Below are 16,790 nucleotides of genomic sequence, written 5' to 3'. Positions count from 1 at the left end.
CGTTTCGGTCAGCTCCCGGATGTATCGGTGGGGGACGAATCGGGCCCTTCGCTCTCACGGCGATGAGTCTCGCGGTCGAGGCGCCATAGGAATTCCGGGTCGTCGTCGGGCCCCATGCCGCGTCGCCCCAGCGTGGCGGCCGGACGCGGTCCGAAGCCTTTCCACAGCAAGATCGCAACCGTGACGAGACCGATGAATGCGAGTAGATACAGCACCGCACACCTCCTGGTGGCTCTCGAGGGTAGCCGGTATCCACGAGCGTAGTCGGTGTGATCCGGACACGACAGCGACGGGCACCCATCTTTGCCTGACCAATGTCACACACGTTCAGTTCATGCGAACCGGTGTGACATTGGTCAGGGCAGTTTGGGTGCCCGTCGCTGTCGGTGAAGCCTTTACGTCAGCCGCGACCGGCTTCGGTTGTAAGAGAGCGGAGAAGCTGCATGACCTCGGCCTCGCGGAACCGACGATGTCCACCCGGGGTACGAAGGGAGCCGAGGCGACCTGCGTGGGCCCACCGCGTGACGGTCTTGGGATCCACATGGAACAGGGTGGCCACCTGGCCAGGGGTCATGAGGGCCTCTGTGGCTCCGTTGTACGTGGGTGCGCTCATCGACGATCCTTCGCTGGTTTTGTTCGGCCGTGTAACGGCCCTGCGCTTGCCGTGCGAGCCATGCTTCCACTCGGACCCCTAGGTACTCGAACGATCTACGTTTGGTAAAGGGGAGGTAATAGACAAATCGGATAAGTCGGGCCGTTCGTCGTGCGACACGAGGGTGGGTAACCTGGGTGCGTGAGCGAGCCATCCGAGAAGCCATCAGACGATCACGACCGCCCATCGGGCAAGCACGACGGCCCATCAGGCAATCCCGGCGGGGAGCCTACGGCAGTGCCCGCGTCCGGTGAGCGTGTCACGAAGGGGACGCTGGCCCGCGACGTAGTGCTGTACTCGGTGGCCCGGCTGCTGCTGGTCGTGGTCATCGCGCTGATCATCGTCGGGGGCGGGCGTCTTCTCGACGTCGACGTTCCGCTGCTCGTGGCGGCCATCTTCGCCGTGTTGATCGCGCTGCCGCTCTCGTTGGTGTTGTTCTCGAAGCTGCGGGCTCGGGTCAACAGGGGCATAGCGACGGTCGACGAGCAGCGTCGGACGGATCAGGCCGAGCTGCGTGCCAAGTTGCGTGGCGAGGACAACCCCTGATGGCCGGCGTCGACATCGATCGTCGTGGCTCACGTGCCTGGGTGGACAACGCGGTTCGGCTGATCGAGGCGGACGCGCAACGCAGCGCGGACACCCACCTGCTGCGCTACCCGCTGCCCATCGAGTGGAACGTGCAGCTCTATCTCAAGGACGAGTCCACTCACATCACCGGAAGCCTGAAGCATCGGCTCGCCCGGTCGCTCTTCCTTTATTCGATCTGCAACGGGTGGGTCACCGAGGGCACCACGGTCATCGAAGCGTCCTCGGGTTCTACGGCAGTGAGTGAGGCGTACTTCGCGCAACTCCTCGGACTCGACTTCGTGGCGGTGATGCCGGCGAGTACCAGCCCCGCCAAGATCGCACTGATCGAGGCGCAGGGCGGTCGCTGCCACTTCGTCACCGATCCGTCGTCCATGTACGCAGAGTCGCAACGTCTGGCCGCCGACTGCGGTGGTCATTACATGGACCAGTTCACCCACGCCGAGCGAGCCACCGACTGGCGCGGTAACAACAACATCGCCGAATCCATGTTCACTCAGCTCCAGCGCGAACTGCATCCCGAGCCCGAATGGGTCGTCGTCGGCGCCGGTACCGGCGGTACGAGTGCCACGATCGGCCGATACCTGCGATACCGAAAGATGGATACGGGACTGTGCGTCGTAGATCCGGAGCACTCGGTGTTCTTCGACGGCTGGGTTGCCGGTGATCCTGACGTTCGAGGTGAACGTGGCTCGCGAATCGAGGGAATCGGACGGCCTCGAATCGAGCCGTCCTTCGTCGGTCAGGTCGTCGACCGCATGATCAAGGTCCCGGACGCAGGGTCGATCGCTGCGGCACGCCACGCCAGCACCGTGCTCGGTCGCAAGGTCGGCGGATCGACAGGCACCAACCTGTGGGGCGCCTTCGGGCTGATCGCCGAGATGTTCGCGGCCGGCCGTAGCGGCAGTGTCGTCACCCTGCTGTGCGACGGCGGCGAGCGGTACTCGAACACCTACTACGACGACGAGTGGGTTGCGGGTGAAGGCATCGACCTCGAAGGGCCCACCGCAATTCTCGAGAACTTTGCTCGCACCGGCACCTGGTCCTCGAACTGAGGGGTCGTGCCGATGGCGGAGCGGGATCGACTGTGTACTCGTCTCCAAGACCTGAAAAGTAGGGTGCTTGCAGGGAGTTCGAGTTGGTAGCGGTAGTCGTCGTCAGTGCGTTCGGATTGCGTGACGCAGTCGACGAGTTCGTATCGGCGTTGAGTGCAGCTGGGCAAAGTGTGCTGGACGAAGTCCCAAGAGCAAGCGATGTTCGAGAGCCCATGGTCGAACTCGAAGACGAGTGGACGGCTGCGACTGCGGCTCGCCACGAGAGTCGGACCGCTGGCAAACAAGTGTGGTGGGCTCTCGATGATGACGACATCGACCTCTTGCATGTCGCGTTCAAGCCGATCCTCGCCGCTCACAGCAGGTGTGCCCCTACGCCGGGGTCGATGCCGATCGATCGCGTCGCATGGTCGGTCGTGTGCCACCGGTACGCGAGCGACCACTGACGGACCAGTAAGGGTCTGTCCGGCCGCGCTCCTCGGGACGAGTCGGCCTCAGTCGGCGATTGACCGGCGCATCGTCACTCGTGGCCAGGCGTCGAGTCCGTGCTTCGCCTCGTCTTCTCGGATGCGCGCCAGTCCGGGCGTGACGTCGGCCTCGGTCATGCGTCGGAAGCCGAGCCGTTCGTAGTACGGCGCGTTCCAGGGGACATCGGCGAACGTCGTGAGAGTCAGTGCTGACACCTCGTGGCCTGTCGCCCAGGTTTCGATCTGGTCGATGAGTTGGGCGCCGAGACCGCGACGGGCATGACTGGGATGTACCGACACCTGTTCGATGTGGGCTGCACCGTCGACCACCTCCATCAGGGCATACGCGACAGGGTGGTCGTTCTCGTCGGTCGCAACCCAGATGTGGTTCGAGTCCAGGTAGCTGGACAGGTCCGCGATGCTGGGAGGGGGATCCTCCGCAATCTCGGACATTCCGATATCGCGAAATGGCGTGCCGGCGGCAACTTCGATCTGTTGCAGCGAGGGCAGGTCCGTGGATTTGGCCAGGCGGATCACAGGTCATTCTTACCTGATCGACGGCGAAGTTCGCATAACCTACGCAACCGTAGGTTGTGTACCGTGGTGTGCGTGAGCCGACGATCGGGGAAGCGCAGTGATCGACCCGAGGTGACTCTCGAGAACAGTCGTGCGGTGTACGACTACTACCGGGGTCACCAGCAGAACCGAGCGCTGGCGCGGGCCGCGTACGCGTTGCTCGCGGCGAAGTACCGCCCACGGATCACGTACGGCTCGGGTGCCGAGCGAGCATTACGGGCAGTGTTGGCGTCCCCGTCCGTGTTGCTCATCGCGGCGAATCACCTGAGCGAAAGCGATCAGTACACACTCGCGGCCACTGCCTGGCGGACGCCGCTACGGCGAGTCATCGGGCGTACCAGGGTGTTGGCCAAGGACGAGGTGTTCGATCCGCCGCGCCGCCGCCGTGAGGTGGACGTGATGGGTGGTATCCCGGTGTTCCGCAGCAAGAACCACGGCCTGCGTGCGGTGGCCGACGCGGGCCGTCTGATGATGGATGTGTCCGCCGAAAGGCTCGCGCGTGGAGACAATCTCGCGATCTTCCCCGAGGGAACGTGCAACTACGACGATCCGGCCACTGTGCAGCACGTCAACAGTGGGGTCGGGCACATTGCATCGCGTGCGACGAAGGCCGGTGCCTCGGTCGCATTGCTGTCGGTCGGAATCGCCTACGACCCCGGTTCTCCGCACGGCGAACCCGGGGTGAAATCGGCGAGCGTGTTCGTGTCGGAGCCGATCCTCGAGCTGCCGCGCAAACCGATCGACCTCTCCCGACTGGTGCACTCCGACCTGCAAAAGGCCGTGGACGGGGCCGTCGCCGCCTACTGACCCGAGCCGGTTCTGGTTTCCGGAACCAGATACGGGACGAGGCGAACGTAGACCACCATCCCCACGAGCTCCACGAGCGTCTGTGTCACCACGACCACCGGGGTCACCGCATAGCCGGCGGGTAGAGCCAGCGCGAGCGGGAGTACCACCAGTGAGTTGCGCGTGGCCCCACTGAAGATCAGGGCGCGCGCTCGTCCGGTGTCGAATCGAAACAGCCTGCTCGCGCCGTAGCCGACCCCGGCCATGATGACCAGGAAGGCGGCGTACACCGGGATCACCTCGCCCAGTTGATCGAGTTCGTCGCGAATGGCGGGAATTTGGCTCGCGACGACCACGAACAGCGTTCCCGCCATGAGGGGAACCATCGCGGCGGCGAATGCCGTACGGGCCATGACGCCGGCTCGGTGGCGCGCAGCGGCCGCTCGAGTGGCCCAGGCCAGCCCGAGTGGAAGGACGATCAGGATCAGGAACGCTTCGAGAAACGGTCCGATCTCGACGATGTCGGCGAGGTCCGGCCCCACGAACAGCCAGAGCAGCAGCGGCAGCATCGCCATCTGGGCGAGCATGAGTACAGGTGCGGCGGCCAGGAGTCGCTGACTGTCCCCGCCTGCGAGGCCCGAGAACACGATGACGTAGTCGATGCAGGGTGTGAGGAGCGTCAGGAGGACGCCGAGCAGCACGGCGCGAGGTAGCGAAACCACCGACGTCAGCACCGCGACGATCGACGGCACGACCACGAAGTTGACGACCAGTGTGGCGGTGAGGAATTGCCGGTCACGAAGAGCCTCGGTCAACTTGGTGAAGGGCACCTGCAGGAAGGTGGCGTAGAGCAGCGCACCGAGCAGTGGGTAGATGCTCACCTCGAACGCGGAGGAGGAGTTCGGGGCCAGCAGTCCGACCGTGGCGCCCGCGAGAAGGGCTGCGAGGTAGACGGGAATCTGATGGCGTTCGAGCCATCCGATTGCGGTCATCGGTCGACGATATCCGGCAGCGGCGGGGAAGCCCCGATCCCGGTGAAGGTCCCGAGGTGGGGTTCGCACGTCGGATCGCGGTAGCCGGACATCGAGACTCTCTCATACAACGAGCGATACACCTGTTCGTCAACTTGGGTTGACACATAGGTTATGTCAACGTAGATTGACGTCATGTCCGAAGCAATCACACTCGCCGCAGCGGCGGGAAGCCCCGATCCCGGTGAAGGTCTGGAAGCCGTCCGGGCACTGCGTCGTCTGCTCGAACGACTCGAGGCGCTCCAGGTCGACAACGCCCGCAATCAGGGCTGGTCGTGGCAGGCGATCGCCGAGTCGCTGGAAGTCAGTCGGCAGGCCGTGCACCAGAAGCACAACAAGAGAGGAAGGTAGCTGCGATGTTCGAACGGTTCACCAAAGGTGCTCGCGCAGTAGTGGTCGATGCGCAGGCCCAGGCTCGCACCACGAAGTCTCCGCAGATCGGCGCCGAGCACCTGTTGCTCGGCATCCTCTCCGAGGAAGTCGGACCGGCCGCGGCGGTGCTCGCCGGCGCCGGAGTCACGACAGAGGGGGCCACCCGTCGAATCGCCGAGCACAGCGATGCCTTGACCGACGACGACGCGGCAGCTCTCGGGTCCATCGGAATCGACTTGGACGAGGTGCGCCGCACCGTCGAGGAGACCTTCGGCGAAGGTGCCCTCGATTCGCAGGCACAACCCGAGAGGAAGGGATGGTTCGCACGCAAGACGGGGCACATCCCGTTCACCAAGGATGCGAAGAAGTCCATCGAACTGTCCCTTCGCGAAGCGATCGCCCGTAAGGACGACAGCATCGGGACCGAGCACATTCTGCTCGGTCTCCTTCGCGGAGCCGGCGGAGTCACGCACGAGATCTTGGAAGCCGAGGTGGGCATCCCCGAGATTCGTCGACGGTTGCTGGCCGAACTCGATCGAGCCGCCTGATACGCCTTCGCATATGTCGCCGGGGTGTGTCAGCATTCACGGATGACCTTCTTGGTGCGTCTCGTCATCAACGCCTTCGCGATCTGGCTTGCAGCGCAGTGGATCAACGGCATCGACATCTCGAGTTCCGGCAACGGAACCGGCTGGGACATCGTTGTTCTGCTCGGCATCGCGGCCGTGTTCACCGTGGTGAACATGCTCGTGAAGCCATTGGTGAAGCTGCTCTCGCTGCCGCTGCTGATCATCACGCTCGGCCTGTTCACACTCGTCATCAATGCGTTGATGTTGATGTTGACCGCGTGGCTCAGCTCGCAGACCGACTACGGCATGACGGTCGACGGATTCTGGACCGCAGTCTGGGGCGGCCTGATCATCGCCGTCGTGAACTTCCTTCTCAGCGCCTTCGTTCCCGACCGCGACTGACCACCCCCGCGACCGATCAGGCGAGAGCCAACGCGAGTCCGGTAGCGGCGCCCCACACGAGCATCGCGAGTCCGGAGTCGCGCAGGGCGGGGATCAAACCGAGTCCCAGCTCGCCCTTTCGGATCGGCGCATTGGCGCGCACGGCAAATGGTGCCGCGAGCAGTGCGAGAAGCACCCACGGTGTCCGGGCGACGAGAATCAAGGTCATCACGAACGGGGCAGCGAGCAGGATCAGGTGCAGCGTCCGGGTTCGGGCGTCGCCCAGTCGCACTGCAAGGGTGAGCTTGCCGGACTCGGTATCGGTGGGGATGTCACGAAGGTTGTTGGCCACCAGCACCGCGCTCGAGAACGAGCCGACGGCGACAGCGGCTGCCAGGCCGGCCCAGTCGACCTTCTCCGCCTGCACGAATTGCGTGCCGAGCACGGCGATCAGACCGAAGAAGACGAACACGGCGATCTCACCGAAACCGCTGTAGCCGTAGGGTTTCTTGCCGCCCGTGTAGAACCAGGCGCCGACGATGCAGAAGGCGCCGATCGCTACCAACCACCACGCTGTCGCCGCCGCGAGCACCACGCCGGCCACCGCGGCGATGGCAAAGCATCCGATCGCCGCGTTCTTCACCGCCGTGGCGGACGCCAGCTTCGATCCGACGAGGCGCAGCGGGCCCACGCGGTCGTCGTCGGTTCCGCGAATTCCGTCCGAGTAATCGTTGGCGAAATTCACTCCCACGATCAACGAGAGCGAGACGACCATTGCCAGGAGCGCCTTCCACCAGACGGCCGCATCGAGTGACGCGGCAGCGCCGGTGCCGGCGAGAACCGGGGCGATCGCGTTCGGCAGTGTGCGCGGGCGCGCGCCTTCGACCCATTGAGAAACCGTTGCCATGTGTCGATCTTTGCACCGAGCGACAATCGGTGGGCACTCGCGCCGTGGAATACCATCGAATGCGGTGGACCAGCAAATGAGCGGTGAGGACGTCCAGGCGTCACGAAGCGCTGTCGTGGCCGCGCCGCCGCGCAGCGGAATCGTCGTGGCCCTTCTCGGGCCGGTATCGACAGTTCAGGGCGGTGACGTGGTGCCGCTGACGGGTATTCGTGCACGTCGGCTGCTGGTTGCCCTGGCGCAGGTTCCGGGGCGAAGCCGTTCGGCACAGAGCCTCATCGACGACGTGTGGGGAGACGAGCCTCCTCGGTCGCCGACCAATGCCCTGCACACTCAGATCTCGCGCCTGCGTTCCGTCCTTCCCGAGGGCGTCCTCGAGTCCGGACCGTACGGGTACCGCCTGGCACTGGGCGCCGACGCAGTGGATCTGACCTGGGCGCAGGAGGCGATACGGGCAGCGGCATCGGAGCCGTCGCCGCAGCAGGTGATCGAACGGGTCACCGAGGCGCGGCAGATGTGGCGCGGTGAACCCGGCGAGGACCTGGGCGACGGGTCTCTCGCGTGGGCGCTCGGAATGGACGCTCGGCGGATTCGCGAACAACTGGACGAATCCGAGATCGCCGCGCGTCTCGCGGTCGGCGACTTCGAGCATGCACTGCCGTTGGCGAAGGCGCGAACGTCCGCCGATCCGCTCGACGAGCGCGCACACGGTCATTTGATGCGGATCCTCGAGGGGCTCGGCCGAGCCAACGAAGCCATGCAGGTGTTCGCGGGTCTGCGCGGTCGCCTGGCAGACCGACTCGGCGCAGATCCCGCTCGTGAACTGGTGGATCTGCACGCGCAGATCCTGCAGTCCGGCAACAACTCCGTGCGGCCGCCGTCGGTCATCGGCGTGCGAGCGTCACCGAACACCCTCTTCGGTCGGGCCGAGGACATCGAGGCCATCGAAGGACTGCTCGAGGCGGGACGGGTCGTGACGGTCCTCGGGCCGGGCGGGGCAGGCAAGACGAGGCTGGCCCACGAACTGGGTTCGCTGGCGTCGGACCGGATGCCGGTGGTGTTGGTCGAGTTGGCGTCGCTGCGCAGCAGTGAGGACGTGGTGTCGGCGATTGCAGGCACTCTTGGACTCAGCGAAGTGGACGTCGCGCCGGGCCGCTTCACCGTGAACCGACTTCATTCCGTGCAGGACAGGTTGCGTGAAGCATTGTCGGCACGGCCGATGTTGCTCGTGCTGGACAACTGTGAACACGTGATCGGTGCATGTTCCGAAGTGGTCGCGGGCCTGGTCGCCGACATCGACACCCTCACCGTGCTGACCACGAGCAGATCACCCCTCATGATTGCTGCCGAGTCGGTGTACCCCCTCCCACCGTTGACGGTGGGGGACAGTGAATCTCCGGCGGTCGCCCTGTTCACGGCTCGCGCACGGGCTGTCCGGCCATCGGTACACCTGGAACCGTCTGCGGTGCGCAAGGTGTGCCGCACCCTGGACGGTCTTCCGCTCGCCATCGAACTTGCGGCTGCGAGGGTCCGTTCGATGAGCGTGGAGGAGATCGATCGTCGCCTGGTGGATCGATTCGCTCTCCTGCGGTCGAGTGATCCGACGTCCCCGGATCGGCATCGCACGCTGCATTCGGTGATCGACTGGAGTTGGCATCTCCTCGAACCGGAACAGCAGTCGGCATTGCGACGACTGTGCCGGTTCCCGGCCGGGTTCACCCTCGACGCAGCCGAGGAAGTGGCAGGCTGGGACGGTGTCGGCGACGTTGCCGGTGCCGTGGAAGGTCTGGTCAATCAGTCGTTGTTGACGGTCACCGAAACCAGCAGTTCCATCAGGTATTTCATGCTCGAGACGGTGCGTGAATACGGTGAGGAACAACTGGTGGCCGCCGGTGAGGACGAAGAGGTCCTCGACCGGCTGTCCCTGTGGGCCAAAGCAATCGCGGTGGACGCGGCCGGGAGATGCCGGACCGATCAGGTGCAGCTCAGCGTGGAGATCGACGCTGATCACGACAACCTCCTCGCAATCCTGCGGTGGTCCTTGCAGCGGGAGGACGCCGTCACGACTGCCATGGTGTTCGCCCTGTTGGGTGGCTTGTGGGTCACGCGGGGCGCGCATTCGGAGGTGGCCAACTGGGCGCCCCGGGTACTGAAATCAGTGGGGGACGAAGACCTTTCCGAGATCGATCCCGAGCTCGAGATGTACACGATTCTGCTCATCGCCATGCACCTGCTGTTCGGCGGTGATGTGAGAACGCTTGCGCGGGCCCGGCTGCGTCTACGGAGGGTCGCGAGGCGCCGTGGTGTGCCGCCGGTGCTGAACTTCGGTGCGGCCATGCTTCTGTCGATCGGAAACAGTCGCAAAATGGCGAGGGCAGTTGCTCTCGGCGTCCGCTCGTCTGACCTCGAAACGACCATGGCCGCACTGTCCGGTCGGGCCAACCTCCGGGAAAATCTCGGCGACCTCCGTGGGGCGCTGGAGGACGGATACGTGGTGCACGAGTATGCGCGCCGCCGCGGCGACGTCTGGTTCCGTTCGTCGGCTGCCGGATTTCTGGGCTCGTTGCTGAGCCAGTCCGGGCAGTACGAGCGGGCCGTGGTCTTCTACGACGAGGCCACGACCAGTCTGAATCTGCTCGGCGCCGTGTACGAGGCCGGACAGATGTGGGGATTCAAAGCCTTCGCGATGATCGCCTCGGGTGACGCGGAAGGTGGCCGACGCGTGCTGAAGGAATCGGCCGCACACTTCGATTTCGCCTATGTGCCGACGCCGGATACGAGAGGCCCGAAAGCAGCGCAGGTCGTCGGATTCGCGGAAGCCGATCTGGCGATGGGGGACGTGGATCGAGGGCTCGCCGGTTATCGAGAAGCCGTGTCGCTCGTGCACTCCGTCGGCGGCGCAAGGGGGTTCGAGGATCCCTTCGGACTGCTGATGGTGGCGGGTTCCGTGTGTGCGCACGTGCAGTCCGGTCGCGCAGACGAGGTACGTGAGTTGGCCGAGTCGTTGGCGACCGCCGCAGTCGAACAGTTGGGATCCGGAGTCCATGTGGATCTCCCGTTGACCGGTTCGGTGGCCAGCGCTCTCGGGACATTGGCTGTGGCAGACGGTGCTGTCGGCAGGGGAGTGCGACTGCTTGTTCTGGGCGAACGTGCGTACGGTCGGCAGGACATGAAGAGCATGCAGCACCGACGTATTCGGGAGTGGGCGTCGGCCGCTGTATCGCAGGACGAGTGGGCGACCGCAGAGACGGCAGTGGCGACGTGGTCGCGCGTACGAGTGCGTGCAGCAATCATGGAACTGATTGCTGCACGCACCTGAGCTGTGCCCGATCAGGCCTTGCGCATGTAGGTGCGCACGGTCAGCGGGGCCATGATCGCAACGATCACGGCAGCACCGAGAAGCGACCACACCACGTGGATTCCGAAGTGACCGTCGTTGGCAAGCTCGCGCACCGCGGTCACCAGGTGGGACACGGGATTGACCTTGACGAACGCCTGCATCCAGCCCGGCATGGTCTCGGCCGGCACGAACGCGTTGGACATGAAGGTCAGGGGAAACAGGATGATCATCGACGTGCCCTGAACGGACGAGGCCTTGCTCATCAGCACGCCCATGAGCGCGAAGATCCAGCTGATCGAGAACGCGCAGACGATGACGAGAAGTGCTGCGCACAGGACGCCGACGACGCCGCCGTCCGGTCGGTAGCCCATGGCGATACCCACCACGAAGGTGATGGTGGTGGCGATGCCGTACCGAACCATGTCGGCGAGCAGAGCCCCGGACAGCGGTGAGATCCGGGCGATCGGAAGGGATTTGAACCGATCGAACACGCCCTTGTCCATGTCTTCACGTAACTGGGTCCCGGTCACGATCGATCCGGTGATGACCGTCTGCACGAGGATGCCCGGAATGATGACAGGCAGGTAGCTCTGCACGTCGCCGGAGATCGCACCGCCGAAGATGTAGGTGAACATGAAGGTGAAGATCACCGGTTGGATCACCACGTCGAACAGTTGCTCGGGGTTGTGCTTGATCTTGAGCACGCCACGGTAGGCCATGGTGAGCGTGTGCTTCACCGACTGTTCCAGGCTTATGCGGCGGGTGGCCGGGACAGGCACGGGAGTGCTTCCTGGCCGCGTTCTTTCGAGAGTGGTCGTCATGCGACGCTCCGTTCGGGTTCGTCATCGTCGGCACCGTGGCCGGTGATGGTGAGAAAGACTTCGTCGAGACTGGGCTTGGAGACGGTGATCTCGTCGACGGCGATGTCGTGGTCGCGCAGCCGGGTCAGCAGTTCGACGGTCATGGACGGGTCGGTCATCGGTGCGGTCAGGCGTGCGGCCTCGGGTGTCACCGACACTTCGACGCCGAGGGCCTGGGAGATCAGGACCCGTGCCTCGTCGACACGACCCTTGTCGACCAGTGCCAGATGTAGCGAAGAGACGCCGACCGATGCCTTCAACTCGTTTGCGGTGCCGTCCGCGATCACTTTGCCGCGGTCGATGACCGCGATGCGATCGGCGAGTTGGTCGGCCTCGTCGAGGTACTGGGTGGTGAGCAGGACGGTCGATCCTTCGGCGACCAGTCGGCGAATCGTGTCCCACATCTGGGCGCGGGTACGCGGGTCGAGGCCGGTGGTCGGTTCGTCGAGGAACAGCAGCGGCGGGTGGGAGATGAGACTTGCAGCGAGGTCGAGTCGGCGACGCATACCGCCCGAGAAGTTCTTGAGCGGTTTGCTCGCGGCCTCGGTCAGGCCGAACTCCTCGAGCAGTTCGGAGGACTTGCGCTTTGCGGCTGTGCGGGAGAATCCGAGCAACCGCGAGAAGATCACGAGGTTCTCGGTCGCGGTGAGGTCTTCGTCGACGGAGGCGTACTGGCCGGTGACGCCGACGAGCGAACGCACCGCGGTCGGCTCCTTCACGACGTCGTGACCGAAGATTCGACCGTGCCCTCCGTCCGGGCGGAGCAGGGTCGCGAGCATCCGAACGGTAGTGGTCTTACCTGCACCATTGGGGCCGAGCACGCCGTACACGGTGCCGGTGGGCACCGTCAGACTCACACCGTCCACGGCACGTTGACTGCCGAACAGCTTCACGAGCCCCTCGGCCTCGATGGCCGGGGCAGAATTCGAATTGGTCATGACGAAGACGATGAACCGTCCCGCTTACACGGACCTGTCGTCACGCTTGCACGGACTTGCATGCAGGCGTTCGCCTGGCGGCCTACGGTGGATACATGAGCGACGGTGAAGACTTCAACACGCAGGTGATCGGAGAATTCCGGAGCAATGAGGGGCGAGTCGGCGGCCCCTTCGAAGGGTCTCCGATGCTTCTGCTGCACCACGTCGGACGGAAGTCGGGGCGCCAGTCGGTGACACCGATGATGTACATGGCGGACGACGCCGACCCGGCCACAATCTACGTTTTCGGCTCCAAGGGCGGGGCACCCACGAATCCGGCCTGGTATCACAACCTCGTTGCCGCGGGGGAGGCCGAGATCGAGGTGGGGACACAGAGATACCAGGTGTCGGCGACCGAGGTGACCGGAGCGGAACGCGACCGGATCTACGGCGAACAAGCACGTCGCTATCCCGGATTCGCGGACTACGAGAAGAAGACCGCCGGTGTGCGCACCATCCCGGTGTTGGCGCTGACTCGCGCCTGACCTACCGGTTCACGAAGAGAACCGTGCGATCAATGCACGGCGGTCGATCTTGCCTGGACCACGGAGTGGGAGTGCATCGACGACGTGCAGTTCTCGTGGCGCGGCAGTGAGGTCGAGGGTTTTGGTGACGAGTTCACGCACGTCGTCGAGTTCGGGTGTGGTCTGCCCGGCGACGATCACGGCGACCACGCGCTGACCCAGCCGATCGTCCGGTACGCCGATCACCGCACATTCGCGGACGTTCGGGTGCTCGGACAGTGCCGCTTCGACCACCTGCGGAACCACGGTCAAGCCGCCGGTCGAGATCGCTTCGTCGAGCCGGCCGGTGATACGGAGAACGCCTTCGGTGACGGTGCCCGCATCGTCGGTCCGAAACCAGCCGGGTTCGGCGAACGCGGGGTGGTCGGGCAGACCCCGGTATCCCTCGGCCACCATCGGGCCGCCGAGGATCACCCGCTCGTCTTCGATGCGCACTTCGGCTCCGTCGAGCGGTACGCCGTCGTATACGCAGCCGCCACACGTCTCACTCATGCCGTAGGTGCGCATCACCTCGATGCCGGCCTCGGACGCACGCCGGAGAACCTGTGCAGGTGTCGCCGCACCGCCGAGCAGAACCACGTCGAGGGAAGCCAGGGCCGCCGTGGCGTCGGGATGATCCAGGGCCTTGATCAACTGGGTCGGCACGAGGGAGGTGTACTTGCGCGGGCCGGTCATCTCCGCGATCGCCGGTACCAGTGCGGCCGGATCGAATCCGTTGCTCACGTCCACGATCGTCGGATCGGTTCCGGCCAGTGCGCTGCGCAGCAGCACCTGGAGTCCGGCGATGTGGTGAGCGGGCAGCGCCAACAACCACGACCCCGGCCCGCCGAGACGGGCATGGGTGGCGTTTCCGCTCGCCCGCAGTGCGCCCGCGGAGAGCATGGCGCCCTTCGGTACTCCGGTGGTGCCCGAAGTCGCGACGACGAGCGAGATCCCGTCGTCGATCGGCTCGTCGGGACGCAACGCATCACTCAGCCGCCGGATCTCTCGGTGGTCACCGCTGGGAACGGGCAGGAGGGCGGGCCCGTCGTCCTCGAGCGCGGCCGCCAGTATCGGCAGTACCGACTCGATGTCCGAGCCCGTCGGTACGTGCAAGGGCTGGAGTAGGCGGGTCATGTTCTCAGCGTTTCACGCCTCGAAGCGGGGATCCGCGAGAGGCCACCCGCCACCCGCCAGATGGCTGCTGACCCGCTCCACATCCGACTCCAACGGCATCTCGTTGGTGACCTTGGTGATCAACACCGCGATGTCCGTCTTGTCGATCGGCAGGTCGCCTTCCTCGACGAGGGCATCGGCGACCGCGTCCACCTCTTCTTCGGACAGTCGACGTGCGAGCAGTGCGAAGAGTGGAACGTAGTCCTGTTCCGGGACTCCGTTGGGATAGCCGGCGCGGAGCCAGCCGACGATGGACGTGAGAAACGGGGGCAGGCTCATCGAATCACTCCACGTCGGCTGCTTGATCCTCGTCCGGGGTCACGGGCCAGCCGCCGGCTTCGAGGCGCTCGGACACCCGGGTGAGGTCTTCCTCCGAGGGGTCGTCGTGAATGACTCCGGAGATGATGGCGCGCATTCTGTCGTAGTCGACCTGGCGTTCGGGATGCTCGTGCGCCGTGGCGATGGCGAGGGCGACCACTTCGTCGACCTCTGCCGCAGTGAGGCGCCGCCGCAGCACTGCGAGCACTGCGAAGTGATCCTTCGTCGGAATGCCCTCCGGGTATCCGGAGCGCAGCCATTCGAGGACTGAGCGAAGTGAATATCGGGACACGGAATCGGCCTCTTTCTTCGGTGGAGCGGGCTGTCCGCTCAGAAGACCTCGATACCGAAGGTACTGGTCAGGAAATCTTCGGTGATGAGCAGTATCCCACCGACGACGGCGACAACGATGACAGCGAAACACAGCGCCGCGCCGATCTTGCCGACGAGGGTGGGGTCGCCGTCGCCGGTTTCCGTATCGGTGCCTGCCAGCGAACGCATTCCCAGCGCGAAGAGCGCGGGGAGGCCGGCGCCCAACAGCAGGCCCACCGCGACGACCTGCCACAACGAATTCAGAGTGTCCGTGAGCAGTGTCATCCCTTGCTCCCGTCTCGAACGACAGTGTCGGTGTCGGTCGCGTTGACAGCTTCGTTATCGGACCATTCGGCGTTGACGTTGCCGGAGTCGACGGGTTGCCTACGCGATCTCGCGTACATCAGTCCGGCCAGAGCGATGAGTGCGGCGAACACGACGAGTACGCCGGGGAGCCCGCCGATGAAGTGCGCCACCGCCCAGCACGCTGCGCCGACCAGACCTGCAGACGGCAGGGTGACCAGCCACGCGACTGCCATGCGTCCGGCGATTCCCCACCGAACTTCCGCTCCCTTGCGACCCAGCCCGGTTCCGAGGATCGAGCCGGTCGCGACGTGGGTCGTGGACAGCGGCAGGCCGAGGTGACTCGAGGTGAGGATGATGGCTGCGGACGAGGACTCTGCGGCCATGCCTTGGGGCGCGGCGATCTCGACGAGCCCTTTGCCGAGGGTGCGGATGATGCGCCAACCGCCGAGATACGTGCCGAGGGCGATGGCCACGGCACAGCTGAGCTTCACCCAGAACGGCATCTCGGCGTCGGCCGAGATGGTGCCGTGCGCGACCAGAGCAAGAAAAATGACGCCCATCGTTTTCTGGGCGTCATTGGTGCCGTGCGCGAGGGATACCAGCGAAGCGGATCCGACCTGGCCGATTCGGAATCCCTTTTCCTTGGACTTCTCGGGGACGTTCGAGGCCAGGCGGTACACCATTCGGGTGCCCACGGCTGCGACGAGTGCGGCGACCACCGGTGCGAGCAGGGCGGGGAGAACCACCTTGCCGATCACGCCCTGCCATTCGACACCGCTCATGCCGATGGACGCGATCGCCGCACCGATCAGACCACCGAACAGTGCGTGCGAGGAACTGGACGGAAGTCCCAGGAGCCACGTCGCGAGATTCCAGATGATGCCACCGACGAGGCCGGCGAAAACGATGAGCAGGAGTGCTTCTCCGCCGACACTGTTGAGGTTGACGACACCCTTGGCCACCGTCGCGGCGACCTCGACGGACAGGAATGCCCCGACCAGGTTGAGAGAGGCGGACAGTGCCACGGCGACCTTGGGCCGCAGGGCCCCGGTGGCGATGGATGTGGCCATTGCGTTGCCGGTGTCGTGGAAGCCGTTCGTGAAGTCGAATGCGAGGGCAGTGACGACGACTACCAGGAGAACGATGAGCTCTGCGGTCACCACGTAAATGTACAACCCGTGTCCAACGCGTGAACGGCCCGTGCGGACCGCCTCGCCCTGGGCAGGTCAGTCGGTGCGCGGGGGCCGCGCGTCGCGCCTGATGGGGTGATCGTCGGGGATCTGGACGAGCACGATCTGCACTCCGTCGGGGTCGGTGATCCACATCTCGTGCAGGCCCCACGGTTCCTGCCGGGCCTCGCGTGAGATCTTGACGCCTGCGAGGACCAGACCTGTTTGCACTGCAGTCAGGTCCCGAACCTGGAGCCACAACGCTCCGTCGAAGGTGCTCGATTCCCCGCTTCCACCATGGGCCGCGATCTCGATCAAACCCTGGCCTGCGAAGAACACCGTTCCTCCCGGGTATTCACGCGCCGTCGCCAGACCCAGTGTCTCCCGATAGAACGCCAGGGTCGTCGAATAGTCCTTCGGCCGCAGAATCGTTCTGCTGCTGAGGATTTCCACC

22 protein-coding genes are annotated in these 16,790 nt (G+C 64.9%); 9 read left to right on the top strand and 13 right to left on the bottom strand.

The features are described 5' to 3' along the window. Positions 1 to 8: 8 nt before the first annotated feature. Complete coding sequence (locus ACZI8R_RS08105) at positions 9 to 215, bottom strand: hypothetical protein (protein WP_463379064.1); 207 nt, start codon at positions 213 to 215, stop codon at positions 9 to 11. A 185-nt stretch (positions 216 to 400) separates the two neighbouring features. Beyond that, positions 401 to 613, bottom strand: coding sequence for a BldC family transcriptional regulator (locus tag ACZI8R_RS08100; protein WP_378572592.1), 213 nt, complete (start codon positions 611 to 613; stop codon positions 401 to 403). Between the two features lie 276 nt (positions 614 to 889). On the opposite strand from ACZI8R_RS08100, the gene ACZI8R_RS08095 reads away from it, so the two are divergent. The 3 genes from ACZI8R_RS08095 (at position 890) to ACZI8R_RS08085 (ending at position 2,735) form a co-directional block, all read left to right on the top strand. Then, positions 890 to 1,198: a DUF4229 domain-containing protein gene (locus ACZI8R_RS08095; protein ID WP_463379285.1), complete on the top strand. Its 309-nt coding sequence runs from the start codon at positions 890 to 892 to the stop codon at positions 1,196 to 1,198. Then, complete coding sequence (gene cds1, locus ACZI8R_RS08090; protein WP_463379063.1) at positions 1,198 to 2,292, top strand: L-cysteine desulfhydrase Cds1; 1,095 nt, start codon at positions 1,198 to 1,200, stop codon at positions 2,290 to 2,292. Before ACZI8R_RS08095 ends, cds1 begins: the two co-directional genes overlap by 1 nt. Positions 2,293 to 2,375: 83 nt before the next feature. After that, complete coding sequence (locus tag ACZI8R_RS08085; RefSeq protein ID WP_463379062.1) at positions 2,376 to 2,735, top strand: hypothetical protein; 360 nt, start codon at positions 2,376 to 2,378, stop codon at positions 2,733 to 2,735. 48 nt (positions 2,736 to 2,783) lie between these two features. Here ACZI8R_RS08085 and ACZI8R_RS08080 read toward each other — a convergent pair whose 3' ends face one another. After that, positions 2,784 to 3,293, bottom strand: coding sequence for a GNAT family N-acetyltransferase (locus tag ACZI8R_RS08080; protein WP_463379061.1), 510 nt, complete (start codon positions 3,291 to 3,293; stop codon positions 2,784 to 2,786). Positions 3,294 to 3,365: 72 nt separating this feature from the next. On the opposite strand from ACZI8R_RS08080, the gene ACZI8R_RS08075 reads away from it, so the two are divergent. Further along, complete coding sequence (locus ACZI8R_RS08075) at positions 3,366 to 4,139, top strand: lysophospholipid acyltransferase family protein (protein WP_463379060.1); 774 nt, start codon at positions 3,366 to 3,368, stop codon at positions 4,137 to 4,139. Here ACZI8R_RS08075 and ACZI8R_RS08070 read toward each other — a convergent pair. After that, positions 4,133 to 5,110, bottom strand: coding sequence for an arsenic resistance protein (locus ACZI8R_RS08070; protein WP_463379059.1), 978 nt, complete (start codon positions 5,108 to 5,110; stop codon positions 4,133 to 4,135). The genes ACZI8R_RS08075 and ACZI8R_RS08070 overlap by 7 nt on opposite strands. A 174-nt stretch (positions 5,111 to 5,284) precedes the next feature. On the opposite strand from ACZI8R_RS08070, the gene ACZI8R_RS08065 reads away from it, so the two are divergent. The 3 genes from ACZI8R_RS08065 to ACZI8R_RS08055 are packed head-to-tail and all read left to right on the top strand — an operon-like array spanning position 5,285 to position 6,492. Next, on the top strand, positions 5,285 to 5,500 hold the full coding sequence (locus tag ACZI8R_RS08065; RefSeq protein ID WP_463379058.1) for a helix-turn-helix domain-containing protein: 216 nt from the start codon (positions 5,285 to 5,287) through the stop codon (positions 5,498 to 5,500). A gap of 5 nt (positions 5,501 to 5,505) precedes the next feature. Beyond that, a complete protein-coding gene (locus tag ACZI8R_RS08060) occupies positions 5,506 to 6,069 on the top strand; it encodes a Clp protease N-terminal domain-containing protein (protein ID WP_463379057.1) in 564 nt (187 codons plus the stop codon). Positions 6,070 to 6,111: 42 nt separating this feature from the next. Beyond that, positions 6,112 to 6,492 carry a phage holin family protein gene (locus tag ACZI8R_RS08055; RefSeq protein WP_463379056.1) on the top strand — a complete coding sequence of 127 codons (381 nt, stop codon included), beginning with the start codon at positions 6,112 to 6,114 and terminating at the stop codon, positions 6,490 to 6,492. Between the two features lie 16 nt (positions 6,493 to 6,508). Here the strand turns inward: ACZI8R_RS08055 and ACZI8R_RS08050 are convergent, their stop codons facing one another. Continuing rightward, a complete protein-coding gene (locus ACZI8R_RS08050) occupies positions 6,509 to 7,378 on the bottom strand; it encodes a 1,4-dihydroxy-2-naphthoate polyprenyltransferase (RefSeq protein WP_463379055.1) in 870 nt (289 codons plus the stop codon). Positions 7,379 to 7,442: 64 nt separating this feature from the next. On the opposite strand from ACZI8R_RS08050, the gene ACZI8R_RS08045 reads away from it, so the two are divergent. Further along, positions 7,443 to 10,694: an AfsR/SARP family transcriptional regulator gene (locus tag ACZI8R_RS08045; protein ID WP_463379054.1), complete on the top strand. Its 3,252-nt coding sequence runs from the start codon at positions 7,443 to 7,445 to the stop codon at positions 10,692 to 10,694. Between the two features lie 11 nt (positions 10,695 to 10,705). Here the strand turns inward: ACZI8R_RS08045 and ACZI8R_RS08040 are convergent, their stop codons facing one another. Together ACZI8R_RS08040 and ACZI8R_RS08035 are read right to left on the bottom strand one after the other, a co-directional pair. After that, positions 10,706 to 11,536, bottom strand: coding sequence for an ABC transporter permease (locus tag ACZI8R_RS08040; RefSeq protein WP_463379053.1), 831 nt, complete (start codon positions 11,534 to 11,536; stop codon positions 10,706 to 10,708). Then, positions 11,533 to 12,513 carry an ATP-binding cassette domain-containing protein gene (locus ACZI8R_RS08035; protein ID WP_463379052.1) on the bottom strand — a complete coding sequence of 327 codons (981 nt, stop codon included), beginning with the start codon at positions 12,511 to 12,513 and terminating at the stop codon, positions 11,533 to 11,535. Before ACZI8R_RS08035 ends, ACZI8R_RS08040 begins: the two co-directional genes overlap by 4 nt. A 95-nt stretch (positions 12,514 to 12,608) precedes the next feature. Between ACZI8R_RS08035 and ACZI8R_RS08030 the strand changes: the two genes are divergently transcribed. Beyond that, positions 12,609 to 13,037 (top strand): nitroreductase/quinone reductase family protein, encoded by a 429-nt coding sequence (locus ACZI8R_RS08030; protein ID WP_463379051.1) that lies wholly within the window; start codon positions 12,609 to 12,611, stop codon positions 13,035 to 13,037. 9 nt (positions 13,038 to 13,046) lie between these two features. Here ACZI8R_RS08030 and menE read toward each other — a convergent pair whose 3' ends face one another. The 6 genes from menE to ACZI8R_RS08000 form a co-directional block, all read right to left on the bottom strand. Next, positions 13,047 to 14,192, bottom strand: coding sequence for an o-succinylbenzoate--CoA ligase (gene menE / locus ACZI8R_RS08025; RefSeq protein ID WP_463379050.1), 1,146 nt, complete (start codon positions 14,190 to 14,192; stop codon positions 13,047 to 13,049). A 12-nt stretch (positions 14,193 to 14,204) separates the two neighbouring features. Continuing rightward, on the bottom strand, positions 14,205 to 14,510 hold the full coding sequence (locus ACZI8R_RS08020) for a DUF3349 domain-containing protein (RefSeq protein ID WP_463379049.1): 306 nt from the start codon (positions 14,508 to 14,510) through the stop codon (positions 14,205 to 14,207). A 4-nt stretch (positions 14,511 to 14,514) separates the two neighbouring features. Further along, positions 14,515 to 14,841 carry a DUF3349 domain-containing protein gene (locus ACZI8R_RS08015; RefSeq protein ID WP_463379048.1) on the bottom strand — a complete coding sequence of 109 codons (327 nt, stop codon included), beginning with the start codon at positions 14,839 to 14,841 and terminating at the stop codon, positions 14,515 to 14,517. A gap of 38 nt (positions 14,842 to 14,879) precedes the next feature. Then, entirely contained in the window at positions 14,880 to 15,146 is a 267-nt protein-coding gene (locus tag ACZI8R_RS08010; protein WP_463379047.1) for a hypothetical protein, read from the bottom strand. Next, complete coding sequence (locus ACZI8R_RS08005; protein WP_463379046.1) at positions 15,143 to 16,327, bottom strand: inorganic phosphate transporter; 1,185 nt, start codon at positions 16,325 to 16,327, stop codon at positions 15,143 to 15,145. The genes ACZI8R_RS08010 and ACZI8R_RS08005 overlap by 4 nt, the downstream gene beginning before the upstream one ends. A 66-nt stretch (positions 16,328 to 16,393) precedes the next feature. Next, on the bottom strand, positions 16,394 to 16,789 hold the full coding sequence (locus tag ACZI8R_RS08000; RefSeq protein WP_463379045.1) for a VOC family protein: 396 nt from the start codon (positions 16,787 to 16,789) through the stop codon (positions 16,394 to 16,396). Between the last annotated feature and the right edge of the window lies 1 nt (position 16,790).

The organism is Rhodococcus huquni, from assembly GCF_055231055.1.
This window is presented reverse-complemented; position numbering and strand designations above follow the sequence as displayed.

What these genes read in the sequence shown, in the direction of transcription:
- ACZI8R_RS08100 (WP_378572592.1), bottom strand. Translation starts at nt 613, where the DNA reads ATGAGCGCACCCACGTACAACGGAGCCACAGAGGCCCTCATGACCCCT.
- cds1 (WP_463379063.1), top strand. Translation starts at nt 1,198, where the DNA reads ATGGCCGGCGTCGACATCGATCGTCGTGGCTCACGTGCCTGGGTGGAC.
- ACZI8R_RS08070 (WP_463379059.1), bottom strand. Translation starts at nt 5,110, where the DNA reads ATGACCGCAATCGGATGGCTCGAACGCCATCAGATTCCCGTCTACCTC.
- ACZI8R_RS08065 (WP_463379058.1), top strand. Translation starts at nt 5,285, where the DNA reads ATGTCCGAAGCAATCACACTCGCCGCAGCGGCGGGAAGCCCCGATCCC.
- ACZI8R_RS08060 (WP_463379057.1), top strand. Translation starts at nt 5,506, where the DNA reads ATGTTCGAACGGTTCACCAAAGGTGCTCGCGCAGTAGTGGTCGATGCG.
- ACZI8R_RS08055 (WP_463379056.1), top strand. Translation starts at nt 6,112, where the DNA reads ATGACCTTCTTGGTGCGTCTCGTCATCAACGCCTTCGCGATCTGGCTT.
- ACZI8R_RS08050 (WP_463379055.1), bottom strand. Translation starts at nt 7,378, where the DNA reads ATGGCAACGGTTTCTCAATGGGTCGAAGGCGCGCGCCCGCGCACACTG.
- ACZI8R_RS08040 (WP_463379053.1), bottom strand. Translation starts at nt 11,536, where the DNA reads ATGACGACCACTCTCGAAAGAACGCGGCCAGGAAGCACTCCCGTGCCT.
- ACZI8R_RS08035 (WP_463379052.1), bottom strand. Translation starts at nt 12,513, where the DNA reads ATGACCAATTCGAATTCTGCCCCGGCCATCGAGGCCGAGGGGCTCGTG.
- ACZI8R_RS08030 (WP_463379051.1), top strand. Translation starts at nt 12,609, where the DNA reads ATGAGCGACGGTGAAGACTTCAACACGCAGGTGATCGGAGAATTCCGG.
- menE (WP_463379050.1), bottom strand. Translation starts at nt 14,192, where the DNA reads ATGACCCGCCTACTCCAGCCCTTGCACGTACCGACGGGCTCGGACATC.
- ACZI8R_RS08020 (WP_463379049.1), bottom strand. Translation starts at nt 14,510, where the DNA reads ATGAGCCTGCCCCCGTTTCTCACGTCCATCGTCGGCTGGCTCCGCGCC.
- ACZI8R_RS08010 (WP_463379047.1), bottom strand. Translation starts at nt 15,146, where the DNA reads ATGACACTGCTCACGGACACTCTGAATTCGTTGTGGCAGGTCGTCGCG.